This window comes from Arthrobacter russicus, assembly GCF_031454135.1.
Lineage (GTDB): Bacteria > Actinomycetota > Actinomycetes > Actinomycetales > Micrococcaceae > Renibacterium > Renibacterium russicum.
In genome coordinates this window covers 3,792,009-3,818,559 of sequence record NZ_JAVDQF010000001.1, presented here as the reverse complement: position 1 = coordinate 3,818,559, position 26,551 = coordinate 3,792,009, and the positions used below count along the sequence as shown (strand labels likewise).

Annotated in this window: 25 protein-coding genes; 13 read left to right on the top strand and 12 right to left on the bottom strand. The window is 65.1% G+C overall.

Annotated features, from left to right (window positions below; genetic code table 11):
* Positions 1-1,294 (bottom strand): class I adenylate-forming enzyme family protein (locus JOE69_RS17825; RefSeq protein ID WP_309801053.1); only part of this gene is annotated, 1,294 nt, incomplete at its 3' end.
* A 73-nt stretch (positions 1,295-1,367) separates the two neighbouring features.
* On the opposite strand from JOE69_RS17825, the gene ypfJ reads away from it, so the two are divergent.
* The 3 genes from ypfJ (at position 1,368) to JOE69_RS17810 (ending at position 4,909) form a co-directional block, all read left to right on the top strand.
* Entirely contained in the window at positions 1,368-2,282 is a 915-nt protein-coding gene (gene ypfJ, locus JOE69_RS17820) for a KPN_02809 family neutral zinc metallopeptidase (RefSeq protein WP_296361709.1), read from the top strand.
* Between the two features lie 300 nt (positions 2,283-2,582).
* Positions 2,583-4,181, top strand: coding sequence for an ABC-F family ATP-binding cassette domain-containing protein (locus JOE69_RS17815; RefSeq protein WP_309801050.1), 1,599 nt, complete (start codon positions 2,583-2,585; stop codon positions 4,179-4,181).
* 41 nt (positions 4,182-4,222) lie between these two features.
* Positions 4,223-4,909, top strand: coding sequence for a phosphatase PAP2 family protein (locus tag JOE69_RS17810; protein ID WP_309801048.1), 687 nt, complete (start codon positions 4,223-4,225; stop codon positions 4,907-4,909).
* A 214-nt stretch (positions 4,910-5,123) separates the two neighbouring features.
* Here the strand turns inward: JOE69_RS17810 and JOE69_RS17805 are convergent, their stop codons facing one another.
* The 7 genes from JOE69_RS17805 to JOE69_RS17775 form a co-directional block, all read right to left on the bottom strand.
* Positions 5,124-5,441 (bottom strand): metal-sulfur cluster assembly factor, encoded by a 318-nt coding sequence (locus JOE69_RS17805; RefSeq protein ID WP_296361703.1) that lies wholly within the window; start codon positions 5,439-5,441, stop codon positions 5,124-5,126.
* 9 nt (positions 5,442-5,450) lie between these two features.
* Positions 5,451-6,215 carry a Fe-S cluster assembly ATPase SufC gene (gene sufC / locus JOE69_RS17800; RefSeq protein ID WP_296361701.1) on the bottom strand — a complete coding sequence of 255 codons (765 nt, stop codon included), beginning with the start codon at positions 6,213-6,215 and terminating at the stop codon, positions 5,451-5,453.
* Positions 6,216-6,239: 24 nt separating this feature from the next.
* Positions 6,240-6,581 (bottom strand): non-heme iron oxygenase ferredoxin subunit, encoded by a 342-nt coding sequence (locus tag JOE69_RS17795; protein ID WP_309801044.1) that lies wholly within the window; start codon positions 6,579-6,581, stop codon positions 6,240-6,242.
* Positions 6,582-7,766 (bottom strand): Fe-S cluster assembly protein SufD, encoded by a 1,185-nt coding sequence (gene sufD / locus JOE69_RS17790; protein ID WP_309801377.1) that lies wholly within the window; start codon positions 7,764-7,766, stop codon positions 6,582-6,584.
* 26 nt (positions 7,767-7,792) lie between these two features.
* Positions 7,793-9,250: a Fe-S cluster assembly protein SufB gene (sufB, locus tag JOE69_RS17785; RefSeq protein ID WP_296361698.1), complete on the bottom strand. Its 1,458-nt coding sequence runs from the start codon at positions 9,248-9,250 to the stop codon at positions 7,793-7,795.
* Positions 9,250-10,050: a helix-turn-helix transcriptional regulator gene (locus tag JOE69_RS17780; protein ID WP_309801041.1), complete on the bottom strand. Its 801-nt coding sequence runs from the start codon at positions 10,048-10,050 to the stop codon at positions 9,250-9,252. Before JOE69_RS17780 ends, sufB begins: the two co-directional genes overlap by 1 nt.
* A gap of 80 nt (positions 10,051-10,130) precedes the next feature.
* On the bottom strand, positions 10,131-12,062 hold the full coding sequence (locus JOE69_RS17775) for a penicillin-binding transpeptidase domain-containing protein (RefSeq protein ID WP_309801039.1): 1,932 nt from the start codon (positions 12,060-12,062) through the stop codon (positions 10,131-10,133).
* Positions 12,063-12,132: 70 nt separating this feature from the next.
* On the opposite strand from JOE69_RS17775, the gene JOE69_RS17770 reads away from it, so the two are divergent.
* Genes JOE69_RS17770 through JOE69_RS17755 form a run of 4 tightly spaced genes read left to right on the top strand, consistent with a single transcriptional unit; the run spans position 12,133 to position 15,228 of the window.
* Positions 12,133-13,104: an ABC transporter ATP-binding protein gene (locus tag JOE69_RS17770; protein ID WP_296361695.1), complete on the top strand. Its 972-nt coding sequence runs from the start codon at positions 12,133-12,135 to the stop codon at positions 13,102-13,104.
* Positions 13,101-13,892: an ABC transporter permease gene (locus JOE69_RS17765; RefSeq protein WP_309801037.1), complete on the top strand. Its 792-nt coding sequence runs from the start codon at positions 13,101-13,103 to the stop codon at positions 13,890-13,892. The genes JOE69_RS17770 and JOE69_RS17765 overlap by 4 nt, the downstream gene beginning before the upstream one ends.
* Before the next feature lies 1 nt (position 13,893).
* A complete protein-coding gene (locus tag JOE69_RS17760) occupies positions 13,894-14,808 on the top strand; it encodes a COX15/CtaA family protein (protein ID WP_296361693.1) in 915 nt (304 codons plus the stop codon).
* Positions 14,809-15,228 (top strand): arsenate-mycothiol transferase ArsC, encoded by a 420-nt coding sequence (locus JOE69_RS17755; RefSeq protein WP_309801034.1) that lies wholly within the window; start codon positions 14,809-14,811, stop codon positions 15,226-15,228.
* 176 nt (positions 15,229-15,404) lie between these two features.
* Here JOE69_RS17755 and JOE69_RS17750 read toward each other — a convergent pair whose 3' ends face one another.
* Complete coding sequence (locus JOE69_RS17750) at positions 15,405-15,734, bottom strand: DUF8817 family protein (protein ID WP_510183261.1); 330 nt, start codon at positions 15,732-15,734, stop codon at positions 15,405-15,407.
* A 96-nt stretch (positions 15,735-15,830) separates the two neighbouring features.
* The gene (locus JOE69_RS17745; RefSeq protein WP_309801030.1) at positions 15,831-16,787 is read right to left on the bottom strand and encodes a heme o synthase; all 957 of its coding nucleotides are present in this window, start codon (positions 16,785-16,787) and stop codon (positions 15,831-15,833) included.
* Positions 16,788-17,015: 228 nt separating this feature from the next.
* On the opposite strand from JOE69_RS17745, the gene tkt reads away from it, so the two are divergent.
* Genes tkt through pgl form a run of 6 tightly spaced genes read left to right on the top strand, consistent with a single transcriptional unit; the run spans position 17,016 to position 25,280 of the window.
* On the top strand, positions 17,016-19,160 hold the full coding sequence (gene tkt, locus JOE69_RS17740; RefSeq protein WP_309801028.1) for a transketolase: 2,145 nt from the start codon (positions 17,016-17,018) through the stop codon (positions 19,158-19,160).
* Between the two features lie 47 nt (positions 19,161-19,207).
* On the top strand, positions 19,208-20,329 hold the full coding sequence (gene tal / locus JOE69_RS17735) for a transaldolase (protein ID WP_309801025.1): 1,122 nt from the start codon (positions 19,208-19,210) through the stop codon (positions 20,327-20,329).
* A complete protein-coding gene (locus JOE69_RS17730; RefSeq protein ID WP_309801023.1) occupies positions 20,329-21,966 on the top strand; it encodes a phosphoglucose isomerase-related protein in 1,638 nt (545 codons plus the stop codon). The genes tal and JOE69_RS17730 overlap by 1 nt, the downstream gene beginning before the upstream one ends.
* A 4-nt stretch (positions 21,967-21,970) precedes the next feature.
* Positions 21,971-23,539, top strand: a complete 1,569-nt coding sequence (zwf, locus tag JOE69_RS17725) for a glucose-6-phosphate dehydrogenase (protein ID WP_309801022.1) — start codon at positions 21,971-21,973, stop codon at positions 23,537-23,539.
* On the top strand, positions 23,536-24,471 hold the full coding sequence (locus tag JOE69_RS17720; protein ID WP_296361684.1) for a glucose-6-phosphate dehydrogenase assembly protein OpcA: 936 nt from the start codon (positions 23,536-23,538) through the stop codon (positions 24,469-24,471). The genes zwf and JOE69_RS17720 overlap by 4 nt, the downstream gene beginning before the upstream one ends.
* Entirely contained in the window at positions 24,471-25,280 is an 810-nt protein-coding gene (gene pgl, locus JOE69_RS17715) for a 6-phosphogluconolactonase (RefSeq protein ID WP_296361683.1), read from the top strand. The genes JOE69_RS17720 and pgl overlap by 1 nt, the downstream gene beginning before the upstream one ends.
* A 104-nt stretch (positions 25,281-25,384) precedes the next feature.
* On the opposite strand, the gene secG is transcribed toward pgl, so the two are convergent.
* Entirely contained in the window at positions 25,385-25,636 is a 252-nt protein-coding gene (secG, locus tag JOE69_RS17710; RefSeq protein WP_309801018.1) for a preprotein translocase subunit SecG, read from the bottom strand.
* Between the two features lie 47 nt (positions 25,637-25,683).
* Positions 25,684-26,499: a triose-phosphate isomerase gene (gene tpiA / locus JOE69_RS17705; RefSeq protein ID WP_296361679.1), complete on the bottom strand. Its 816-nt coding sequence runs from the start codon at positions 26,497-26,499 to the stop codon at positions 25,684-25,686.
* Between the last annotated feature and the right edge of the window lie 52 nt (positions 26,500-26,551).

Genomic DNA, 26,551 nt, shown 5'->3' with positions numbered 1-26,551 from the left:
GCAATCCCTGGCGGAGCACCCGCCCGGTCAACGCAGAGGAACTGAACCGATCGGCCGGCACGACCCCGGCCACGATGCGTTGCCCCCGGACGCCGTCCGGAATGCCTACGGCCACCGCCGATTGGACTCCCGGCAGCCCAGACAAGGCGTGCTCGATTTCATGCGGGTAGACGTTGTGCCCGGCGCTGTTGATCATGTCGCTGCGACGGCCGAGGAAATGCAAGACGCCGTTGCCGCTCAGGAAACCCTGGTCGCCGACCGTGCTCCACTGGCCGTCCTGCTGGAACCCCTCCCCGTCCTGGCCCCAGAGATACCCGTCGCTGATCAGCTGGCTGCGCACGAAAATGCTCCCCGGCAACCAAGCCGGCAGCTCGGCGCCGGCCCGGTCCCGGATCGAAATTTCGACCCCGGGGAACGCCGGCCCGACGGCGGTGTCCTCCCGGCCGGCGGACGATTCGAGCCGGCCCGCCGCAATGAAACCCAGTTCCGACGCACCCAGATATTCGAAAATGACTGCACCGGGCAGCCAACGGCGTGCCGCTTCCGCGATCGCCGGTTCCAAAGCCGATCCGGCGCACAACACGGTGCGAATGGTTCCGGCGCGCTCCGGTTCCGCGGCCCGCCGTGCCAGCATCGCCAACATCGTCGGGACCAGCACCAGGCGTTGGATCTGCTGCCGTTCCACGAGCCTCAGCGCCTCGGCTAGATCGAATTCCGGCAGTCCGTAGAACGTCGCCCCGGCATACAGGCATTCCGCCAGCGCGTAGAGGTTGAGACTGCTCGAGAGCGGTCCCGGGACCAGCACCGGCTCGGCTTCGGACAAACCGAAGAATTCGACGCTGGCCTCGAAGGAGAGCTGCCAGGAAGCGCGGTTGCGGCTGAAACCCTTCGGGGTACCGGACGTTCCGGAGGTCAGCCCGATCAGGAATTCGCTGGCCCCCGGCCCATCCTGCAGCCCGGCTGGTGCCGCTCCGCCCGGCAGCGGACCGGAAGGTTCCGGCGCGGGCGGCACCGGTAGTTCCGCCAACCTGCTCCGTACTGCGTCGGAAATTTCCGCCGGCCAGTCCGGATCCAGAACCGCGACCCGGCCGGAGCCGGCGACCGCAGCCGCGAATCGCACCACGAAATCGACCGAATTCCGCTGCTGCAGGATGGTCAGCGCGCTGCCGGCCCGGTGCTGCGCACGCACCGCTCCAGCGAGTTCGGCGTAGCTCAGCGAAGCCTCGCCGATGACCACGGCCGGCCGGTCCGGCGCGGTTTGCGCCCAGTGTTCCAAACGATTCAAAAATGGCATCGCTGACCATCCTAAGCCGCGCTCCGAGGCAGTGCGCCGCTAACTGTGCGGATGCTGTGGTTATTCTTGTTCCATGAGTTTCAACGAAGGGGCAAACCTCGACCCGTCGCAGGTCGACGACCGGCGCGGTTCCGGCGGAATGGGCACCCGGGGCAAAGTCGGCATCGGGCTCGGCGGCGCCTTGATCCTGCTGATCGGTGGCGCCTTCGGAATTAACCCCAATCTGCTCAACGGGGTGGTCGGCATGCTCGACGGCGGGCAGTCCCAGATCGGCCCGGTGGCCTCCGGCAGCAACGGCGTCGCGGAATGCAAAACCGGCGCGGACGCCAACAACCGCTTGGACTGCCGGATCACCGCGACGGTCAACAGCCTCAATGCTTTCTGGCCCGGCTATCTGAAACCGCTCGGCGCGAACTACGGCAAGGTCAAGACGGTGCTCTTCAGCACTAGCACCAACACCGCCTGCGGACCGGCCAGCACCGACGTCGGACCGTTTTACTGCCCCGGCGACAAAACCGCCTATTTCGATCCGGGGTTCTTCCAAGAGCTGGTGGACCGCTTCGGATCCTCGGGCGGTCCGTTGGCCCAGGAATACGTCGTGGCACACGAATTCGGCCATCATGTGCAAGACGTTTTGGGCACGATCGGCAACGCGCAGAACGATCCGCAAGGGCCCAGCTCGGGGTCGGTGCGCGTGGAACTGCAAGCCGATTGCTACGCCGGGATCTGGATGCGTTACGCCTCGACCACCAAGGACCCGAGTTCCGGCCAGCCGTTCTTGGCGCAACTGACCCAAAAGGATCTCGGGGATGCGCTTTCCGCTGCCTCCTCGGTCGGTGACGACCGGATCCAGAAAGCAGCGACCGGACGGACGAATCCGGAATCCTGGACGCACGGATCGAGCGCCCAACGGCAGAAGTGGCTGACCACTGGCTACCAGAGCGGCGACATCAACAAATGCGACACTTTCGCGGTCAGCCAGCCCTAAACCGTCCCCACCCTATTCCCGATTCCCCATCCCTACCCCTCGTCCTCTCCACTTCGCGCGAGTGCACACTTGGTGCGGGTGTTTTCCGAAAATACCCGCACCAACTGTGCACTCGCGCGGCGTGCTGACTCGGGGCGCGGGTGCGGACTCGGCTGGCCGGTCGAAATTACCGGTCGAAATTGCGGGTCGAAAAACGGCCACGGTATGCTGTGAACATGTCGACTCCCCGGATTTCTTAGCTAGGACCCAGCTTCCACACCAGAAGTCTGTCCATTTTTAGCTTTCCCGGAGTCAATTCCCATGATCACCCTTCGTGGTGTCGACGTACGCGTCGGCGCCGATATTCTGCTGACCGATCTTTCCTTCATCCTCTCCCCCGGCGACCGAATCGGCTTGGTCGGACGCAACGGCGCGGGCAAGACCACGCTGTTGCGGGTGCTCTCCGGCGACCTTCCGGCTGCCGCCGGAACCGTGCTCCGAACCGGCTCGCTGGGTTACCTGCATCAGGAGTCGCGCGCCGGAGAACCCGGGCAAAGCGCCATCGACCGAATCCTTTCGGCCCGGCAGCTGGGCACCGCCGAGCGTGCGTTGCGTGCAGCGGAAACCGAGCTGGCCGCGGCCGACCCCTCCGGAACGGATCGCGCGATGCGCCGCTACGCCGATGCCGAAGCACGCTTCCAATCGCTGGGCGGCTATTCGGCAGCTGCCGAGGCGGCGCAGATTGCCGCCGGCCTCGGCATGGACACGCCGACCGCGGAACGGCCGTTGGCCACACTTTCCGGCGGCCAGCGCCGTCGGGTGGAATTGGCCCGCATCCTGTTCGCCGGGCATCAGACCCTGCTGTTGGACGAGCCGACGAACCACCTGGATGCCAAGGCAGTCGCCTGGTTGCGGCAATACCTGCGTGGATATCCCGGCGCCCTCGTGCTGATCAGCCACGACGTGCGGCTAATCGCCGAGGTCGCCAACCGGATTTTCGCGGTCGATCCGGCACGCAAGACCATCGACATCCACAATGCGGGTTGGCAGCACTACCTCGAACACCGGGACGCTGCGGAACGCCGTCGGCTCCGCGAACGGCACAATGCCGAGCGCAAAGCAGCGGCCTTGCAAGCCCAAGCCGCCAAGATGCACGCCCGCTCGGCCACCGCGGTCACGGCCAAAAACATGGTCCGACGCGCGGAAAGGCTGCTGGCCGGGACTGAACCGGTCCGGCGCGCAGAACGGGTGGCCAGCATCAAGCTCCCGAATCCGCTGCCGTCCGGACGGATTCCGCTCGGCGCGGTCTCCTTGGCCAAGTCCTATGGCGCGCTCCGAGTGCTCCGCGGCCTGGATTTGGCGGTCGACCGCGGGTCCCGGACCGTGGTCCTGGGGCCCAATGGTGCGGGGAAGACCACACTTTTGCGGATCTTGGCCGGGCTGGAACCCGCGGATTCCGGCCGGGTCGTGGCCGGGCACGGTTTGCGTCTGGGCTACTTCGCCCAGGAGCACGAGACCCTGCGGCACGACGAAACGGTGTTGGCGAACCTGCGCGACGCGGCACCGCAGTTGGACGATCAGCAGGCCCGGGCGGTACTCGGCTCGTTCCTGTTCTCCGGCCACGAGGTGGACAAACCGGTCCGGGTGCTGTCCGGAGGTGAAAAGACCCGCTTGGCCTTGGCGGCCCTGGTGCATTCGGGCGCCAACGTGCTGTTGCTCGACGAACCCACCAACAACCTCGACCCGGCCTCCCGGACCGAGGTGCTCAACGCCGTCGGGCAGTATCCCGGGGCGATCCTGATGGTCACCCACGACCGGCAAGCCGTCGTCGCGCTGAATCCGGACCGGGTCATCCTGTTGCCGGACGGCGACGAGGACTTGTGGGACGAAAGCTACCTGGAACTCGTTTCGCTCAACTGAACCTTCAGCTGGGGCATAGCTGAATGCTGGATGCTGGTCAGATGAGTTTTGCACCGCCTGCCCGGCTGCCCCGTCGCCGGATCGCCCTGGCCGCCAGTTGCCTTCTGTTCGGCCTCCTCGCTTTCGCCGGTATTGCGGTCTTCGTCTTTTCCGGGGCCTCCGCCATGAGCGTGGACCAACCGGACCACGCGTGGTTCGTCGCCGAACGCAGTGCTGCGGCCACCGCGGTCTTCACGGCAGTCACTTCGGTGTCCGCTCCGGAGCTGCTGCCTTTCCTGGTGATCGCCGGGGCGCTCGTCTGGGCGCTCTGGAAGCGGCAGTGGTGGCGTCCGCTGCTGCTGATCGGCGCGATGCTGTTCACGGTAGCCCTGACGGTGTTGCTCAAGCTGTTCATCACGCACGATCGGCCCGCAGCCGACCAGATGCTGCTCGGCCCGGACGATCAGCACTCTTTCCCGTCCGGCCACACCTTGGTGGCCGCGGTGTTTCTGCTGGTCTCGGCATATCTGGTGGTTTCCAGGTCGAAGCGCAGATTCGTCGCCCCGGCGGCGGCCTCGGCGGCCGGCCTGGGCATCCTCGCGGTCGCGGTGAGCCGGCTGTATCTGGGCTATCACTGGCTCACCGATGTCAGCGCATCGTTGGCGCTCGCGCTGCTGGTCCTCGGCGCGGTGATGTCGCTCGACATCGGCCGACCGCGTTTCGGCTTCGCCGGCCGGCAATCTCCTTAAACCAAAGCGCGAACGCACACTTGGTGCGAGTGTTTTTCGAAAACACTCGCACCAAGTGTGCGTTCGCCAGGGACCCTACGTGGCGAACGGAGTTCGACACGAAAGGGCCGAACGCTCACGTGTGCGTTCGCCAGGGACCCTACGTGGCGAACGGAGTTCGACACGAAAGGGCCGAACGCTCACGTGTGCGTTCGCGCAGAGAATCTGCAGGGGTTCAGATGTTGAAGCCGAGGGCGCGCATCTGGTCTTTGCCGTCGTCGGTGATTTTTTCCGGACCCCACGGCGGCATCCAGACCCAGTTGATCCGCCACTCGTCTACCAGGCCACCCAGCGACTTCTCGACTTGCTCCTCGATCACGTCTTGCAGCGGGCAGGCCGCGGTGGTCAGCGTCATATCGAGCAGCAAAGCGCCGTCTTCGGCGTAGCGGAGACCGTACAGCAGCCCCAGATCCACCACATTGACCCCCAACTCAGGGTCGATGACGTCCCGCAGGGCTTCTTCCAGCTCCGGCAATTCGACAGTTGCACTCATGACGCCAGCCTACGCCTGGGCCTGCGCGGTGAGGAAGCGGTCGTAGCCTTCTTCTTCGAGCCGGTCAGCCAGCTCCGGACCGCCCTCTTCGGCAACCTTGCCGTCCACGAAAACGTGCACGAACTGCGGCTTGATGTAGCGCAGGATCCGGGTGTAGTGGGTGATCAGCAGGGTGCCCATGTTGCCGCCCTCCTGCGCCCGGTTCACGCCTTCGGAGACAATTTTGAGCGCATCGACGTCCAGGCCGGAGTCGGTCTCGTCGAGCACTGCGAACTTCGGCGCGAAGAGCTCGAGCTGCAAGATCTCGTGCCGTTTCTTCTCGCCACCGGAGAAGCCTTCATTGACATTGCGCTGCGCGAAGTCGGTGTCGATCCGCAGCTGGGTCATCGCGGCCTTGACGTCCTTGGTCCAGGTCCGCAGCGCCGGCGCTTCGCCGTCGATCGCGGTCTTCGCGGTGCGCAGGAAATTGCTCATGGTCACGCCGGGGATCTCCACCGGGTACTGCATGGCCAGGAAGAGGCCGGCCCGGGCACGCTCGTCCACGCTCATCTCCAGCACGTCTTCGCCGTCGAGGGTGATCGAACCGGAGTCGACGAGGTAGCGCGGGTGCCCCGCGATAGTCGACGCCAAGGTCGACTTGCCGGAGCCGTTCGGCCCCATGATGGCGTGGGTTTCGCCGGTGTTGATGGTCAGGCTGACGCCTTTGAGGATTTCCTTTTTGCCCTGCTCAGTCTCGATGCTGACGTGCAGGTCCTTGATTTCCAGAGTGGACATGTCTTCTTCTTTCCGTGAAAAGTCTTAGTTGATCGGTTCGACGCCGTTGAGCACCTGGGCGACGTCCACATAGACGTCGTCGCCATCGACGCTCAGCGCGAACACCGGAATCGGTTCGTACGCGGGCAGGGTGAGCGGTTGTCCGGAGTTCAGATCGAAGCTGGAACCATGTGCCCAGCACTCGATCGTGCAACCCTCGACATCGCCTTCGCTGAGCGATATCTCAGCGTGCGAGCAGGTGTCCCTGACCGCGTGCAGCACACCTTCGGAATCCTTCACGATTGCCACCGGGATGTCGTCGATCTCCACGCGCAAAGCGCTTTTGACCTGGACTTCATCCACCCGGCACACCAGCTCAGCAGCCATTCAGAGCGCTCCCGAGGCCTCGAGCTCGTGCTCCAACGCAGCGGCGAGCTCTTCTTCCAGTGCCGGCACCTTGATCTTCTGGATGATTTCGTTGAGGTAACCGCGGACCACCAGACGGCGGGCATCGCGTTCCGAAATACCACGGGCCATCAGGTAGAACAGGTGCTCGTCGTCGAACCGGCCGGTGGAGCTGGCGTGCCCGGCGCCTTCGATCAGCCCGGTCTCGATTTCCAGGTTCGGCACCGAATCGGCCCGTGCCCCGTCGGTCAAGATCAGATTCTGGTTCTTCTCGTAGCTGTCGGTGCCGATCGCCTGCTTCTGGATCAGCACATCGCCCACCCATACGGTATGCGCGTCCACGCCCTGCAAAGCGCCTTTGTAGAGCACATTGGACTTCGAGTTGGGCACATTGTGGTCGATGAAGGTGCGGTGTTCCAGGTGCTGGCCGGCATCGGCGAAGTACAGGCCGAACAGCTCGGCCTCGGCGCCCTCACCGGCATACCGCGCGTTCACGTTGAGCCGCACGATGGAGCCGCCCAGGGTGACCGCGACGTGCTTGAGCTTGGCATCCTTGCCGACGACGGCGTCGTGCTGGCCCAGGTGCTTCGCGTTGTCCGCCCAGCGCTGCACGCTCACCACGGTAAGCTCGGCGCCTTCGTTGACGATGATCTCCAGATTGCCGTTGAAATCGGCACTGCCGTGGTGGTCGATGATCACCACGGCGCGCGAATTGGCGCCCGCTTCGATCACGCAGTGCGAGTGGGCGCGGAGCCCCTCGCCCTGGCCGGTCACCGTGAGCTTGAGCGGTTCCGCTAGTTCCTGGTCCGCCGGGATGCCGAAGTAGTGCGCTTCGGCGACCTGGGAGGCCACCGCGGCAGCCCGGTCGGCCGGTACCAACGCGGTCCCGCGGGGCGCTTCGCCGAGCGCCAGCGCGCGCTCCACGATGCTTTCCGGGATCTCGCCCCGGTAGTCGGCCGCAGCCGCGTCGCCGGGCGCATCACTGAAGAACGTGGCGAGCTTCTTCACCGGGGTGAAGCGCCATTCCTCTTCCAGCCCGCTGGGGATTTTGAAGTCCGCGACGTTCTGGCTGGTCAGCCGCTCGGCGCGCGAGGCCATGACTTCGGTGCCGTGCGTATGGTGTTTGTCCACCTTGGAATCGAGCAGGGTTTCGCCCTCTTCGCTCATTCCGGCAATAACTGGCGTGCTCACTACTAGCCCACCGATCCTTCCATTTGCAGTTCGATGAGCCGGTTCAGTTCCAGCGCGTACTCCATCGGCAGTTCCCGGGCGATCGGCTCGATGAAGCCGCGCACGATCATCGCCATTGCCTCGTCTTCGCGCATGCCGCGGGACATCAAATAGAACAGCTGCTCTTCGCTGACCCGGGAAACCGTGGCTTCATGGCCCATCGAGACGTCGTCTTCGCGGATGTCCACATAGGGATAGGTGTCCGAACGCGAAATCGTATCCACCAGGAGCGCGTCGCAACGCACCGTATTGGCCGAGTGTTCAGCGCCTTCCCGGATCTGCACCAGACCGCGGTAGGCAGCCCGTCCGCCGCCGCGGGCCACCGATTTGGAGATGATCGAGGACTTCGTGTTCGGCGCGATGTGCACCATTTTGGAACCGGTGTCCTGGTGCTGGCCTTCGCCGGCGAACGCGATCGACAACGTCTCGCCCTTGGCGTGCTCGCCGACCAGATAAACCGCCGGGTACTTCATGGTCACCTTGGAACCGATGTTGCCGTCGATCCACTCCATGGTGGCGCCTTCATGCGCGATGGCGCGTTTGGTCACCAGGTTGTAGACGTTGTTCGACCAGTTCTGGATCGTGGTGTAGCGCACCCGGGCGTTCTTCTTCACCACGATTTCGACGACGGCCGAGTGCAGCGAATCCGAGGTGTAGATCGGCGCGGTGCAGCCCTCGATGTAATGCACATAGGAGCCTTCGTCGGCGATGATCAGCGTCCGCTCGAACTGCCCCATGTTCTCGGTGTTGATCCGGAAGTAGGCCTGCAACGGGATCTCCACGTGCACGCCCGGCGGCACGTAGACGAAGGAGCCGCCGGACCAGACCGCAGTGTTCAGCGAAGCGAACTTGTTGTCGCCCACCGGGATGATGGTGCCGAAGTACTCCTTGAAGATCTCCGGGTGCTCCTTCAACGCGGTGTCGGTGTCCAGGAAGATCACACCCTGCTGTTCCAAGTCTTCCCGGATCTGGTGGTAGACCACCTCGGACTCGTACTGCGCGGCGACACCGGAAACCAGGCGGTTCCGTTCGGCTTCCGGAATGCCCAACTTCTCGTAGGTGTTCCGGATGTCTTCCGGCAGTTCCTCCCATGAAGCAGCCTGCTTCTCGGTGGACCGCACGAAGTATTTGATGTTGTCGAAATCGATTCCGGAAAGATCCGCACCCCAATTGGGCATCGGCTTGCGGTCGAAGTACTTGAGACCCTTGAGCCGCAAATCGAGCATCCACTCGGGTTCGCTCTTCTTGGCGGAAATGTCGCGAACGACTTCCTCGCTCAGACCACGCCGAGCATTGTCGCTCACCTCGTTTTTGTCCGACCAGCCGAAGGCATAGTTTCCGATGCCTTCAAGCTCCGGATTGCGTTCCAGGATGTCAGTGATCACCGTATCGGTGCTCTCTGTGTCTAATTGATCTGTCATCAGTTGCTGCCTTTCTGCAGATCGGTGGGGGCGAATGATGCGGTTCGCGCCGATTCGGCTTCCTGGGGAAGCCGGCCGGTGGGAATGTGGGTGGTGCAGACGTGGCTGCCGCTCGCCAAGGTGGAGAGCCTGCGGACGTCGACGCCGAGCAACCGGGAGAAGACTTCGGTTTCGGCCTCGCAGAACTGCGGGAATTCGGCCGCGAGTTCGAGCACCGGGCAATGGCCCTGGCACAACTGCACGGCTTGCAGGGCGCCTGCGGCCGGCAGTTCATTGGCCGAGGAGACGTAACCATCCGCGCTCAAAGCCCGGGACAGGATCTCGGCCCGGCGCACCACGTCCTCGCCGGCTTCGGCAAGCAACGGCTGGTAGCGCTGCTCCATCCGGGCAAACCGCTGTTCCGCGAATTCCTGGATCGCTTGATCGCCCTTGAGTTCGACCAGCTGGGCGAGCGCCGTCCGGGCGATCTGCAAATAGTCGTTGCCCAGATCCGACTGGCCGTGGCTGGAGAGCACATACCGGCGAGCCGGGCGCCCCGCGCCCTTGCCTGATCCGCGGACCAGCTTGACCTCGATCACGCCGCTTTTTTCGAGCTGGTCGAGGTGCCGCCGTACTGCTGCCGGGGTGAACCCGAGCAGGCTTCCGAGCTGTGCTGCGCTCACCGGGCCATGTTCCAGCACCGCGCCGCGGACCCGGTCCCGGGTCCGTTCATCGCTTTCGGCACCGACCGGAAGCGGACCTCCAGAGGGCACTCCGGAACCGGGCGCGGGCACGCCAAATCCCTGAGATTTAACCTTCATGGAATACACAACACAATTATGACCTAATAGCTTCCCGCCAACTAGTTAGGCGGGCCTTCCTCGGCTTCCCAGCACAGCCGCTACGGCGCAGCCACCCCATTGAAGAAGTCCACCATCAACGGGCTGAGCACCACCGAGGCGTATCCGCCGTCGTCCAAGAACATCGCCACCGCCAAATCCCCTTGGATCGCAATCAACCAGGCGTGCGTCTTGGGCGGATTGTCGTTGCCGTACTCGGCGGTGCCGGTTTTGGCGAAGACCTGTCCGCTTGCGACCGCGTTCAGACCGCCGGCATTGCGCTCGGTGACCACGGCAGCCATCATGTCCTTCAAGGAAGCCGCCTCGGCGGCGCTGAGCGGCGGGCCGGACTTGGCGTCAGTCGGCGCCGCGGCCGACGTCGTCGACCCCGGAGCCGCCGGCACCAGTACCGGTTTGACCAGGGATCCGGCGGCAATGCTGGCGGCGACATTCGCCATGGCCAACGGCGAGGTGAGCACCTTGCCCTGGCCGATCATCGACGCGGCGTGCTCGGCCTCGGTGACGTCGGCAGGCACCGAGCCCGCGAAGCTGTCCGCGCCAACTTGACTCGCGACCCCCACGCCCAACGACGCCGCAGCGCTGGCCAAGTCCGCTTGGCTGACGGTTGCGGCGTTCGACACGAAGGCGGTGTTGCAGGAGTACGCGAACGCCGTGCGCAAGGGGATCTCGCCGATTTTCGCCGGGTTGTAGGTCGGGGCGTTTTTGAAGCTGGTGCCGCCGGCGGCAATCGTGGGCGTGCAGGCTACGGTACTGTCCGGCGTCATTCCTTTGCGCAGCATCGCCAAGGAGGTGACTGCTTTGAACGTCGAGCCGGGCGCGTATTGCCCGATCATCGCGGTGTTGTAGCCGTTGCTGCCCGGGCCGCTGGCGGCAGCCAGGATCGCACCGGTGGACGGCTTGATCGCGACGATCGCCGAGGCCGAGGTCTGCTTCGACAAAAGCGATTCGGAGAGGTTCTGCAACTTGCTGCTCAGAGTGGTCTGCAAATTGCTTCCCGGCTTGGCCTGGGTGCTGAACAGCACCCGGGGCTGATCGCCCGCAGCAGCTTTGGGGTCCTTTTCCACCACCTTGATCCCGGGAGTCCCGGCGAGCTGGGTGTCGTATTGCGCCTGCAATCCGCTGAGCCCGGTCGAGTCGCCGGCCTTGAGCCGTCCGTTGGACTTGTCGATCAGTTCCGCGGTGGCCTCGCCCACGGTGCCGAGCACCGGCCGGGCGAAGGTGCGGGTCGGCGCGAGCGGCAGGCTGTCCTTGATCGCGACCGCACCGGCGATCGCCGCGATCTGCGCATCGCTGACCGTGCGGCTCGGATCGTCGCGCAGACTGATCGCCTCGACGAAAGCCTGCGGCCCGGCCGCGGCGACCTCCTTGGCGTAACCCTCGACATCGACCTGGACCAGGCTTGCCAAGGCGTTGGCCGACGCAGCCACGGCCGCCGGATCGACCTTGGTCTTGTCGATGCCGATCCGCAGCACCGGACGGTCCTGGACCAGGACTTCGCCGCCATCGCCCAGGATCTGGCCGCGCGGCGCCGCGTTGCTCTGCATCGCCAGGCTGTTGCCGGCCTTGAATCCGGGAATCAGCAGGCCCGGCGTCCACGCCGTCGTCCAGGCATTGTCTTTGCGGCTCAGTTCCGCGGTGGAGCTGTAGCTCCAGGTGCCGCCGCTGAAGGCCCATTCGTACTGCAACGTCGCAGTGACTTGGTCCTTGTTGTCCTTGGCCGGCACCGCAGACGCCAAACTGACTTTGGGCTTCACCGGATCCAACGGCTTCACCAGCTCCGCCAGGGCTCCGGTGGCAGTCGAACCATCGGGGACTCCAGTGAATCCGACTTGATCGACATTCAACGCGGACAAGCCGTCGGCCAGTTTTTGGGCCGCGTCCTTGGCCCCGTTGTCGCCCGCATCGCAAGCACTCAACCCGACCAGCAGGAAGGTCGCGGAAACAGCAATCGCCAGGGCTTTTCGGTTCAGCATGCTCCAAGTATGCCAAAGGTATCGACTAATGTTGACCGCCGGGTGCTACTACCTGTCGTAGAATAATCCAGTGCCCGAAGCCCCCGCAGCCGCCCTGTCCATTGACGGGCTAGTCAAAGACGTCGGCCCTGTGCCGGCCCTTGACGGACGGATGAAACGGGTGATCAGCGATCTCTCGCTGCAAGCCCATTTCGGCCAAGTCACGGTCCTGCTGGGTTCCAATGGAGCCGGGAAAACCACCACTCTGGAGTGCGCCCAGGGCTTGCAGAAGCGTCAAGGCGGCACGGTTTCCCTTCTCGGGCAGGACCCGGAGCACGCCGACGCCGCATTGCGCGCCCGGGTCGGCGTCATGCTCCAGGACGGCGGACTCCCGCCGGCGATGCGCCCGGTGCCGCTGCTCGAACTGGTCGCCGGGATGTACCAGGAACCCCGACCGGTCGCCGAACTGGTGGAACTGCTGGGCATCGGCGAGTTCGCCAACACCACCATCCGCCGGCTTTCCGGCGGCCAAAAACAGCGTGTGGCTTTGGCCGCGGCCTTGGTCGGCCAGCCCGAGGTGGTGTTCCTGGACGAGCCCAGTGCCGGGCTCGATCCGCAATCGCGCCACTTGGTTTTCGAGCTGATCCGGCAACTCCGGGCCGCCGGCTTGGCGGTCATCCTGACCACGCATTTGCTGGACGACGCCCAGCGTTTGGCCGACTACGTGTACATCATCGACGACGGCCGGACGGTCGCCGAAGGCACCGTGCCGGAATTGCTGAGCAATGCGGCCAAAGCCGAGGCCGAACGACTGATCAGCTTCGATGCGGAGGCCGGTTTGGACGGGCGGCGCATCCTGCGGCCGGAACTCGACTGGCAGGAGACCCGCCCCGGCAGCTATACCGTGAGCGGGCCGCTGCAACCTCAGGACCTGGCGGATTTGGCTCGCTGGTGGGCCGAACGCGGCATCATGCCCAGTGCGATCAACTTGGCCTCGCATTCGCTCGAAGACGTCTTCCTCGAAATCGCCCAAGCCGCTGCCGCAGAACGGAGCACCCGATGAGCACCGTTCCCTCGCCGGCCGGCTTCGCAGCTGCGGGTCGGACCATTTCCCGGCCGGCAACGCTGGCCAAGCGGATCCTGCAGCAGGGCCGGCACGAGACCATCACGATGCTGCGCAACGGCGAGCAGCTCACCTTGGCGATCGTCTTGCCGTTGCTCGGCCTGATCGCCTTGGCCGTCACGCCGCTGCTCGATGGCCTGGGCCATCCCCGGATCGACATCGCCACCCCCGGGATCCTGGCCCTGTGCGCCATGTCCACCGCGTTCACCGGCCAAGGCATCGCGACCGGGTTCGACCGGCGCTACGGCGTGCTGCGGTTCCTGTCCACCACGCCCTTGGGCCGGGCCGGTCTGATCGCCGGCAAAGTCCTGGCCGTGCTGGCGGTTTTGGTGGTGCAAGTGGCGGTGATTTCATTCGTCGCCCTGTTGATCGGCTGGCGTCCGGACTTCCCCGGATTGCTGCTCGGCGTCCCCTTGCTGGTGCTCGGCGCGCTGTCCTTCAGTTCCTTGGGCTTGCTGATCGCCGGCACAGCCCGGCCGGAGGCCACCTTGGCCCTGGCGAACTTGCTCTGGATCCTGTTCGGCGCACTGGGCGGCATCGTGCTTCCGGCGAACCGTTTGCCGGGCTTGATGCAGGACATCGTGCATTTCCTGCCATCCGGTGCCTTGGGCGATGCCATGCGGCAAGCCTTCCTGGGCGGCGGATTGGATGTTTTCGCCGTCGTGATTCTGATTCTGTGGTCGGTGCTCGCCTCGGCAGCGGCCATCAAATGGTTCAAATGGAGTTGACATGAGTTCTTGGTACCGGGCCGTCACCGCGAAGTTGCCCACGCGCGTCAACACGGTCATCCGGCGGTTGGCGATCGCTTCCCTGATCGGCCAAGCGGTGCTGATCGGCACCGGTGGCGCGGTCCGGCTCACCGCCTCCGGCCTGGGCTGCCCCACGTGGCCCAAGTGCACCGCCGATTCCCTGGTGAACACCCCGGAAATGGGCATCCACGGCTTCATCGAGTTCGGGAACCGGGCGCTGACCTTCGTCCTGGCGTTTGTGGCGCTCGCCATGCTGGTGTTCCTCTGGAACCTGCGCAAGGAACGCAAGGACCTGTTCTGGCTGGCTTTCGGCCTGCTCGCCAGCATCCCGGCGCAGGCCGTAATCGGCGGGCTTTCCGTGTTGACCAAGCTCAATCCCTGGGTGGTCGGACTGCACTTCCTGGTCTCCGCCGCGCTCGTGGTCTTCGCCACGCTCCTGGTGAACCGGGCCTACGACCGGCCGCCCCGTTCGCAAGCGGCAGTCCGGCCGCTGTTGCGCCAACTGGCCCTGACCTCCGCGGTGCTGGTCGGCATCACCGTGGTCATCGGGGTGATGGTGACCGGATCCGGTCCGCACGCCGGCGACGCAAACGCGCCCCGGAACGGGCTCGATTCGGATTTGATCACCCGGATCCACGTGCTTCCGGTGTATCTCCTGGTCGCAGTCTCGGTGCTGCTGCTGATTTTCTGCTGGAAACGCGGCCGCGGCGACCTCCTGCGCTCGGCGAGCCTCTGGCTTTTCGCCACGTTGATCCTGCAGGCGGCGATCGGCTACGTGCAGCACTTCACCGGACTGCCGCCGCTGCTGGTCGGCATGCACATGCTGGGCGCGGCGGCGATGCTCGCGGCCGGAACCAATATGGCAGACGTGGCGCTGCGTTCCCGGAAGGCCTGAATGGACCGCACCGAGCCTGGCGTGCTCTTCGTCTGCGTCCGCAACTCCGGCAAATCCCAGCTGGCCGCGGCGCTCATGCGGCACCGTGCCGGGACCTCGGTCCGGGTCTATTCCGCCGGGACGGAGCCGGGCCAGGAACTCAATCCGGAATCGGTGGCGTCGCTCGCCGAATGGGGCATTCCGGTTCCGGGCGAACACCCCAAGCCGATCAGCCCGGAGCTGCTCCGCACGGTCGATCTGATCGTGGTGCTCGGCCGGGCGGCCGTCGTCGAGCCGAAGCCGGGAATCCCGATCCGGACCTGGGACACCCCCGAGCCGTCCGAACACGGCATCGGCGGAATCGCCCGGATGCGCCTGATCCGGGACGACATCGACGCCCGGGTGCGCGGGCTGCTCGACGAACTCCGCGCTCAGGACTGACCGGCCAGCCAATCGGCCAAGCGTTCGGCGTGCCCACCCGATTCGCGCCAGGCTGCATGGAGTTCCAGCGCCGGCTTCAACGCCTGGAACGCTTGCTTCTCAGCATTCTTGAAATCGCGCAGGATTCTGGCGTTGTCCCGGGCCTTCGCAAGACCGGACAGCGCGTTCGCGCCGCCCTATTCCAGGTCCTCGGGCTCGTCTCGCTGGATGAAAATGATCGCATTTCCGGACGGATCCATGAGCGTGAACCGGGAAGCGCCGGGACGGTGACGGGTGATTCTGGGCAAGCCGCGGGCCAGCACTTTGCCGTAGCGGCGACGCATCGCTTCGCTGAACGATGCCTGGTAAGGAGCTACCGAATCCACCATGACCAGGCAGCCTCCGGTCTCCTCGCGGGCCGGGTCCACGTCCGCCGGGGCACTGCCGTAATGCACGTCGAATCCGCTCCAGCGAAACGCCAAATACAGATATGGTTTGCGTTGCTGGTAGGTGGTTTCGAAGCCCAGGGCTTGGAAAAATCCACGGTCTGCTCCGCTGAGACGCAGTGCAGCACCGGCACCGTGGCTTCATTGGCCCGGATACCGGTTTCAGCCATGCGGCGCTCAGCCCATCAGCGGCATGCCCACGAAGGGGTCGACTGCCAGTGCCACGAAGACCACGGTCAAATAGCTGATCGACCCGTGGAAGACCTTCATCGCGCTCTTGTTGGTCACGGTATTGTGCTGGGCCTTCGAATGCAGCCGGTGCGCCTCGATCAGGAACCACACCCCGGCCGCCACGGCGACCACGGTGTACACGATGCCGGCCCGGCCGAGCGGAATCATCAGGAGCGAGCAGGCCACCATCGCCCAGGTATACAGGACCACCTGGACCGAAACCAGCCGGGCGCCTGCGATGGCACCGAGCATCGGCACCTTTGCCGCGTTGTAATCGTCGCTGTAGCGCATCGAGAGCGGCCAGTAATGCGGCGGGGTCCAGAGGAAGATGATCATGAACAAGATGACCGCTGGCCATTCGACCTTGTTGGTCACCGCAGCCCAGGCGATCAGCACCGGCATGCAGCCGGCGGCTCCGCCCCAGACGATGTTCTGCGCGGTCCGGCGCTTCAGGATCAGCGTGTAGACCACCACGTAGAAGAAAATGGCGGCAGCGCCCAACAGGCCGGCCAGCGGATTGGCCCCGAACCACAGGATCGCGATCGCCAGGACGCCCAGCGCCCAGGAGAACACCAGCGCCTCGCGCGGGGTCACTGCCCCGGTGACCAGCGGGCGGTTCTCCGTCCGGTGCATGAGTTTGTCGATGTCCCGGTCGATGTAGCAGTTGAAGGCCCCGGCACTGCCCGCGGCGAACGCCCCGCCGACCATGGTGGCCACGATCAGCCAGATGTCCGGGAAAGACCGGCCGGCGAAAATCATGGTGGGCAAGGTGGTGACCAGCAGCAGCTCGATGACCCGGGGTTTGGTCAGCGCGATATACGCCTTGGTTTTTGCCGCGAAGCCGAGTTTGTGCGGCGGAGTTCCCTCTGCCGCGATGGCCGCTGGTGCCTGCGTCAAGCGCACGGATGCCCCACTTACCTCAAAAGAGTTGATCTGACAACAGCAATGTTACCTTCCCCCAGCCCGGTCATGCCCATTGCACAGCCTGCGCCGTTGCAGCCCGGCGTCGGCCGGCACGGGTTGTGACGTAGCAGACCGTCTTGCCTGGATGTCGCCGGGCTCCGGGAACCACTAAGCTGGAACCGGAGTTCAAGATGCCAATTTTTCTGCAAGAGAGGGCGCCGGTTTTCCATGCCACAGGAACAGCAAGAATTTTCATGGACCGATTTGGACAAGCGAGCAGTCGACACGATTCGGGTGTTGGCCGCCGATGCGGTGGAAAAGGTCGGCAACGGCCATCCCGGAACCGCGATCAGTTTGGCGCCGGCCGCCTATCTGATCTTCCAGAAGTTCCTCAAACACGACCCGGCGGACCCGCAGTGGACCGGACGTGACCGGTTCATCCTCTCCCCCGGACACAGCTCGCTGACTCTGTACATCCAGTTGTTCCTTTCCGGATACGGCTTGGAACTGAGCGATTTGGAAGCTTTGCGGACTTGGGGTTCTCTGACCCCGGGCCACCCGGAATACAAGCACACCCCGGGCGTCGAGATCACCACCGGCCCCCTGGGCCAAGGCTTGGCGTCCTCGGTCGGCTTCGCCTATTCGCAGCGCCGGATGCGCGGCATGTTCGACGCCGACGCGGCACCGGGCACCAGCCCGTTCGACCACAACATCTGGGTGATCGCTTCGGACGGCGACCTGCAGGAAGGCGTGACTTCCGAAGCCTCTTCGTTGGCCGGACACCAGGAACTCGGAAATCTGGTCGTGGTTTACGACCAGAACCACATTTCCATCGAGGACGATACCGACGTCGCCTATTCGGAAGACGTGCTGAAGCGCTACGAAGCCTACGGCTGGCATGTGCAGCGCGTGGACTGGACCAAGACCGGCGAATACGTCGAAGACGTGCAGGCCCTGTACAACGCACTGCTGGAGGCCAAAAACGAAACCTCCAAGCCGTCGATCATCGCGCTGCGGACCATTATCGGCTGGCCTTCGCCGAAGAAGCAGAACACTGGGAAAATCCACGGGTCGGCACTCGGCGCCGAAGAACTGGCCGGCTTGAAGACGATCCTCGGCTTCGATCCGGAGCTCAGTTTCCAGGTCGACGACGAGGTCCTGGCGCACGCCCGTGAGGTGGCCGCGCGCGGTGCCGCCGAGCACGCCGAATGGAGCCGGGCACTCACCGCATGGCAAGCCGCCCACCCGGAAGGCGCTGCGCTGCTGGACCGCTTGGAGGCCGGAGCCCTGCCCACTGACTGGACCGGCGCTTTGCCGAGCTTCGAAGCCGGCAAAGAGGTCTCCACCCGGGCAGCTTCCGGCAAAGTGATCAATGCGGTGGCCGGCGAGTTGCCCGAGCTCTGGGGCGGCTCCTGCGATCTGGCCGAATCCAACAACACCACGATCGAAGGCGCGCCGTCCTTCATCCCCACCGACCGGCAGACCAATGCCTGGAGTGGCAACCCCTACGGCCGGGTGCTGCACTTCGGCATCCGGGAACAGGCGGCTGCGGCGATCGTCAACGGCATCCACTTGGGCGGGCCGACCCGGGCGTTCTCCGGAACCTTCCTGATCTTCTCCGACTACCAGCGCCCGGCAATCCGGCTCGGCGCATTGATGGGCGTGCCCAGCATCTACGTCTGGACGCACGACTCGATCGGCCTCGGCGAAGACGGGCCCACCCACCAGCCGGTGGAGCAATTGGCCAGCCTCCGGGCGATCCCGGGTCTCGACGTGGTGCGGCCCGGCGACCCGAACGAGGTCGCGCAGGCCTGGCGCGGGATCCTGGAAAACCGCAACAACCCGGCCGGCATCGTGCTGACCCGGCAGAACATCCCCACCTACGCCCGGGGCACCGGAGCGGCCACCGCCACCGAGTTCGGCTCGGCCGAGGGCGTGCTGCGCGGCGGCTACGTACTGGCGGAGTCGGTACAGGTCGACGCCGCCGGCGAAGCCTCCGTGGTGGCGCCGCAGGTCATTCTGATCGGCACCGGCTCGGAGCTGCAATTGGCCGTCCAGGCCCGGGAAGCCCTGCAGGCTGAAGGCATTGCAGCCCGGGTGGTCTCCATGCCATGCGTGGAATGGTTCCAGGCCCAGGACGCCGCTTATCGGGAGTCCGTTTTGCCGCAAGCCGTCAAGGCGAGGGTCTCGGTCGAAGCCGGGATCGCCATGCCGTGGCGGGAATTCGTCGGCGACGCCGGGCGTTCCGTGTCGTTGGAACACTTCGGAGCTTCCGCCGACTACAAACGGCTGTTCGCCGAGTTCGGCCTCACCGTCGAATCCGTGGCAGCCGCGGCCAGGGATTCCTTGGCCGCAGTCGCTTCGGGCGACTGATTTCCGGATCGCGACCAACCGTCGAAATACAGATTTCAAGGAGAGCAATGAGCAACCCAACCCCCACCGCAGAGCTTTCGGCAGCCGGAGTCTCGATCTGGCTCGACGATTTGTCCCGTGACCGGCTCACCAGCGGCGGCTTGCAGAAGCTGATCGAGGAGAAGAACGTGGTGGGCGTGACCACCAACCCGTCGATCTTCCAGGCGGCGATTTCGAAGGGCACCGCCTACGACGCCCAGGTGGCGGAGCTAGCCGGCCAGGGGCTCGACGCCGAGGCCGCGGTCTTCCGGATCACCACGCAGGACGTGGCGGATGCCTGCGAGGTGTTCGCCCCGGTCGCGGCGGCGAGCCAGGGCGTGGACGGGCGGGTTTCGATCGAGGTCGATCCCCGCAAGGCCTGGGACACCCAAGGCACCATCGAAGAAGCCAAACGGCTGCACGAAGCGGTCGGCAAAGACAATGTCCTGATCAAGATCCCGGCGACCCTGGAGGGGCTGGAAGCGATCACCGAAACGCTCGGCGCCGGAATCAGCGTGAACGTCACCTTGATCTTCTCCCTGGAGCGTTACCGTGCGGTCATCAATGCGTTCTTGCTGGGCATTGAAAAGGCCAAGGCGAACGGCCACGATCTGAGCACGATCCACTCGGTGGCCTCGTTCTTCGTCTCCCGGGTGGACACCGAGATCGACAAACGACTGGATGCGCTCGACACCGAAGAGGCGAGCTCGCTCAAAGGAAAAGCCGGCGTCGCCAATGCGCGCTTGGCCTACCAGGTGTTCGAGGAGATCTTCAGCTCCGAGCGTTGGGCGTTGCTGGCCGAAGCCGGCGCCTTGCCGCAGCGCCCGCTGTGGGCCTCCACCGGAGTCAAGGATCCGGCCTATCCGGACACCCTGTACGTGACCGAGCTGGTGGCGCCGAACGTGGTCAACACCATGCCGGAGAAGACTTTGGACGCGACCTTCGATCACGGCGTGATCGAAGGCAACACCATTTCCGGCCGTTACGACGAGGCCAATTCGGTGCTCAACGCCCTCGAAGGCCTCGGCGTTTCGTACAACGACGTGGTCGCTCTGCTGGAAACCGAAGGTTTGGACAAGTTCGTCGCGAGCTGGAACGAATTGCTCGGCGATGTGCAGAACGCGCTCGACGCCGCCGGAAAGGAGTCCTGATGTCCAGCCTCGGCTACGAAGCCACCGGAGCCGCCCTGGCGGCTGCCGAACTGCACCTGCCCGCGCTGGTCGCTGACCGGGTCGCCTCGCGGATCTTCGAGAAGGATCCGACGCTCTGGGGTCCGGACGCCGAATCCGAAGCCGCGATCCGGCTCGGCTGGGTCGAGGCCCCCGCGGTTTCCGCGCTGCTGGTCCCGCAAATCCTGGCACTGCGCGCCGAGCTCCAGGCCGAAGGCGTGAACCGGGTTGTCCTGGCCGGCATGGGCGGCTCCTCGTTGGCGCCTGAAGTGATCACCAAAACCGCCGGCGTCGAACTGGTGGTACTCGATTCGACCGACCCGGACCAGGTGCGCGCGGCGGTCCGGGAGCGGCTCGCCGAGACCGTGTTGGTGGTTTCGTCGAAGTCCGGGTCCACTCTGGAAACCGATTCGCAGCGCCGGATCTTCGAGCAGGAGTTCACGGCTGCCGGAATCGACGCGAAACAGCGGATCATCGTAGTCACCGACCCCGGTTCGCCTTTGGACGCAGCGGCCCGGGAAGCCGGTTACCGCGCAGTCTTCAATGCCGACCCTCAGGTGGGCGGGCGTTACTCGGCCCTGACCGCCTTCGGCCTGGTGCCGTCCGGTTTGGCCGGCGTGGACATCCAGCAGCTGCTCGACGACGCCGAAGAGGCCGGCGAGATCCTGCGCGACGATGCCGCCGACAACATCGGCTTGGCCCTGGGCAGCGCCTTGGGCGGCACCAACCCGCTGCGGGACAAGATCGTGATCGTCGACGAAGGTTCCGGAATCATCGGCTTCGCCGATTGGGCGGAACAGCTGATCGCCGAATCCACCGGCAAGCTCGGCACCGGCGTGCTGCCGGTGGTGGCTGATCCGCAGTCCCCCGAAGTGCATTCCGGCGCAGCGGACATCCTCGTGGTGCGTCTGGTCGCCGCGGAGTCCGAGGCTGCGGCCGAGGGCGACCAAGTGGTGCTTTCCGGCACTCTGGGCGCGCAGTTGATGCTCTGGGAGTTCGCCGTCGCGGTGGCCGGGCGGCTGCTCGGCATCGACCCCTTCAACCAGCCCGATGTGGAAGCCGCGAAGCAGGCCGCCCGCGGCCTGCTCGACGCCCGTCCGGAGACCGTGCCGGCGAACTTCACCGACGGCGCGATCGAGGTCCGCGGGCCGCGGGAATGGCTCGGCGATGCGGCCACCGTGACCGAAGCCCTCGAAGCGCTCTTCGGCCAACTGGGCCCGGAAGGCTACCTCAGCGTGCAGGCCTATCTCGACCGGATCACGCACAGTTCGTTGGCCGGCGTCGCCGATCAGCTCGCCGCGGTCACCGGCCGCCCGGTGACCTTCGGTTGGGGGCCGAGGTTCCTGCATTCCACCGGCCAATTCCACAAGGGCGGCCCGGCAGTCGGCGTCTTCCTGCAGATCACCGCAGCGCCGCTGGAGGACCTGGCCATTCCGGACCGCCCGTTCAGCTTCGGCCAGCTGATCGAAGCCCAGGCGGCCGGGGACGCCCAAGTCCTGGCCGACCACGGCCGGCCGGTGCTGCGTTTGCATTTGACCGAGCGCGCGGACGGCGTGGCGCAACTCGAATCGGTGATCGGCCGGCTGCCGGCGGAAACCGATCAAAAGGCAGGAAACTAGCCCGATGCCCGACTCCGGAAACAGCCAGAACTCCGAGCGGAACGGCGCCCGGCGCAGTAATCCGCTCCGCGATCCGCGGGACCGCCGCCTTTCCCGGGTGGCCGGCCCGTCCTCCTTGGTGATCTTCGGGGTTACCGGAGATTTGGCCCGCAAGAAGCTGATGCCCGCGGTCTACGACCTCGCGAACCGGGGGCTGCTGCCACCGAGCTTCGCCTTGGTCGGGTTCGCGCGCCGGGAATGGGAGAACGAAGACTTCGCCCAGGAGGTCAAGGACTCGGTCAAAGCCCATTCGCGCACGCCGTTCGACGAGGCAGTCTGGAACCAGCTTTCCGAGGGCATCCGGTTCGTGCAGGGCGAATTCGACGACGACGCGGCCTTCGAGCGGCTGAAAGCGACGTTGGAAGAACTCGACGCGGACCGCGGCACCCGGGGCAACCACGCGTTCTACCTGTCGATCCCGCCCAAGGCCTTCGAACTGGTCTGCCGGCAGCTCTCCGCGCACGGGCTGGCGCAGTCGACTCCGCAGTCCTGGCGCCGGGTGGTGATCGAAAAGCCGTTCGGCCACGACCTGAAATCGGCGCGGGCGCTCAACGACGTGGTCGAATCGGTGTTCCCGCCGGACGCGGTCTTCCGGATCGACCACTATTTGGGCAAAGAGACCGTACAGAATCTCTTGGCCCTGCGGTTCGCGAACCAGCTGTTCGAACCGCTGTGGAATGCCAACTACGTCGACCATGTGCAGATCACCATGGCCGAGGACATCGGTACCGGGGGCCGGGCCGGGTATTACGACGGCGTCGGTGCCGCCCGTGACGTGATCCAGAACCACTTGCTCCAGCTCCTGGCGCTGACCGCGATGGAAGAGCCGATCTCGTTCAACGCCGAAGACCTGCGCGCGGAAAAGGAGAAAGTGCTCTCCGCGGTCAAGTTGCCCGACGATCTCTCCGGTCATTCGGCCCGCGGCCAGTTCGCCGGCGGCTGGCAAGGCGGCGAGAAGGTGCTCGGTTATCTGGAAGAAGAGGGCATTCCGGCGGACTCCACGACCGAGACGTACGCCGCGATCCGACTCGACATCAACACCCGTCGTTGGGCCGGCGTGCCGTTCTACCTGCGCACCGGAAAGCGTTTGGGCCGCCGGGTCACCGAGATCGCGGTGGTGTTCAAAAAGGCGCCGAACCTGCTCTTCACCGACCACGGCGAGGATGAATTCGGCCAGAATGCGGTGGTGATCCGGGTCCAGCCCGACGAAGGCGTCACGATCAGATTCGGCTCGAAGGTCCCCGGAACCCAAATGGAGGTCCGCGATGTGACCATGGACTTCGGTTACGGCCATGCCTTCACCGAATCCAGCCCGGAAGCCTACGAAAGGCTCATCCTGGATGTGCTGCTGGGCGAACCGCCGCTGTTCCCCCGGCACCAGGAAGTGGAACTGTCCTGGAAAATCCTCGATCCCTTCGAAGATTTCTGGGCGGCGAAAAACCAACAACCCGAGGCCTATCAGCCCGGGAGCTGGGGCCCGGCGTCAGCAGACGAGTTGCTGGCCAGGGACGGACGAAGCTGGAGAAGGCCGTGATTGTCGATTTGCCGAATACCACCACCTCTAAGATCTCCAAAGAGATCCAATCGATGCGCGAACAGGGCGGCGTGGTCACGCTCGGCCGGGTCTTGACCCTGGTGGTGCTGACCAAGGGCGGTTACGAAGAAGAGGCGATCGAAGCAGCCAACCTGGCCAGTCGCGAGCATCCTTGCCGGATCATCGTGCTGGCCGAAGGCGAAGCCGGCGAAGCGACCCGGCTGGACGCCCAGATCCGGGTCGGCGGGGACGCCGGAGCTTCGGAAGTCATCGTGCTGCACGGCTACGGCGAACTCGGTTCGCAAAGCGAATCCTTGGTTTCCGCCTTGTTGCTGCCCGATGCACCGATTGTGGCATGGTGGCCGCACGGCATGCCCGAAGTCGCTTCGCAGACCTCGATCGGCAAGATCGCGCATCGGCGGATCACGGATTCGGCCAATGAAGCCAATCCGCGGGAAGCGCTCAAGCACATCAGCGCCAGCTTCGCCGAAGGCGACACCGATCTCGCCTGGACCCGGCTCACCAATTGGCGGATCCAGCTCGCCGCCGCCTTCGATCAGCTCGACGACTCGCCGGTCACCGCGGTGACCGTGGAAGGCGCTTCCGACTCCCCCAGCACGCTGCTCTTGGCGGCCTGGCTGCACAAGGCGCTCCAGGTGCCTACGACGGTGATCGAGGATCCGGCCGGAACCGGAATCCGCCGGGTCCTGCTGGAACGCCCGGGCGGCTCGATCGAGCTGCTGCGCCCCGGCGTCCTGGAAGCGACGCTGACCCAGCCGGAACAACCGGTGCAACACATTTCGCTGCCCCGGAGGAGCCTGCAGGACTGCCTCTCCGAGGAGTTGCGCAGATTGGATCCGGACGAAGTCTTCGGCGAAGTCATCACCGAAGGCCTGCAGTCGTTGCTGGCCAGTGAAGGGGGAGAATCCTGATGAGCATCCGCATCAACGTCCATCCGAGTTTCGACGTGTTGGCGGCCGCTACTGCGGCCCGGCTGATCACCAAGCTGCTCGACACGCAGAACGAACGCGGTGAAGCCACCGTGGTGCTGACCGGCGGCACAGTCGGCATCGCAACGCTCAAAGCAGTTCTGGACTCGCCCGCCTATCCCGCGGTCGACTGGTCGAAAGTGAACTTCTGGTGGGGCGACGAGCGTTTCCTGCCGGCCGGCGACCCGGAAACCAACGCCAAACAAGCCCAGGACGCCCTGCTGTCCAGGATCGGCGTGGACCCGGCCCGGGTGCACCCGATGGGCGGTCCGGACCGTTTTCCGGACCCGTTCTCGGCCGCTGAAAGCTACGCCCAGGAACTCGCGGCTTCCGCAGAGCCAGCCGACGATGAGGCCGCCGACGGCGCCGAGGCAGACGCCGAAGCACAGCTCCGCACGAAGCTGCCGCGTTTCGACGTACTCCTGCTGGGCATCGGGCCGGATGCCCATATCGCTTCGCTTTTCCCGGAAATGGCCGGGATCCGGGAGAAAGCAGCTGTCGCGGTCGGCGTGGAGAACTCGCCCAAACCGCCGCCATCCCGGGTTTCGCTGACCCTTCCGGCGATCAACTCGGCCCAGGAGGTCTGGATGGTGGCTGCGGGCAGCGACAAAGCCGGCGCCGTCGGGCTCGCTTTGGCCGGAGCCAATCCAGTGCAGGTTCCGGCGGCCGGTCCGGCCGGACGGTCGAAAACCCTGTGGCTGATCGACCAGGATGCGGCAGCCAAAGTCCCGGAGAATCTGATGTTGCAGTAAAGTTGATCGGGCACCCTGCTCGGGCCGTCCGCCCGGCCTGGGCCAAAAAGAAATCCCCGGGATCCTTTCGGATCCCGGGGATTTTCGGTTTGCCCTGACCAGGGTCAGGAAACCGTGGAAAACTTGATCACCAAGCCGAGCGCCACAATCACAACGCCCCAGGTCAAACCCAGGATGACCGTGAACCGGTTGAGATTCTTCTCCGCGACGCCGGACGAGCCGAGCGACGAGGACATGCCACCGCCGAACATATCGGAAAGGCCGCCACCCCGGCCCTTGTGCAGCAGGATCAGCAAGGTGAGCAACAACGATGTAATGCCCAGCAGGATCTGCAGGATGATGGTGAGTACTTGCACAGTAGCCCTTCCGCGGTGGTCCAAGCAGGTCGCTTGGTCGAAACTGTTCAGTCAGTCAAAAGATGCGACTCGAACCTGACAATATTAGCAAACTCGGCCGGGTCCAAACTCGCGCCGCCGACCAACACGCCGTCGACGTCGCGTTCGCGCAAAATCGCTGCCGCATTGCTGGCTTTGACCGATCCGCCGTAGAGCAATCGGATCTTGTCCGCGATCGCCTGGTCGAACAGCTCAGCGAGCTCGGCCCGGATCGCCGCGCACATCTCCTGGGCGTCTTCCGGACCGGCGACTTCGCCGGTCCCGATCGCCCAGACCGGTTCATAGGCGATGACCAGCTCGGCCGCCTGCGCTTCGGTCAAACCGGCCACCCCGGCGCGCACCTGGTCCAGCGTGTGCGCCACATGGGTTCCGGCCTGGCGGATCTCCAGGCCTTCGCCGACGCAGAGGATCGGGGTCAACGCATGCCGGTACGCCGCCTTCAGCTTGCGGTTGAGCAGCTCGTCGCTCTCCCCGTGGATCGAGCGCCGTTCGCTGTGCCCGACCAAAACGTAACGGCAGCCCAGCTTCGCCAGAAACGCCCCGGAGATGTCCCCGGTGTACGCCCCGGAATCCTGATCCGAAAGATCCTGGCCGCCGTAGACTACTTTCAATTGGTCGCCCTGCACCAGGGTCTGCACGCCGCGCAGATCGGTGAACGGCGGGAACACCGCCACCTCCACCCTGCCGAAGTCGTGTTTCGCATCGGAGAGCGTCCAAGCCAGCTTCTGCAGCAAAGTGATGCCCTGGACGTGGTCCATGTTCATCTTCCAGTTGCCGGCGATCAGCGGGGTGCGGTCGAATTTGCCATTAGTCGATGTGGTCACGCACCAATCCTAAGCGGCGTAGCGGTCTCGGAGTGAATCGGATTCCGGCGGG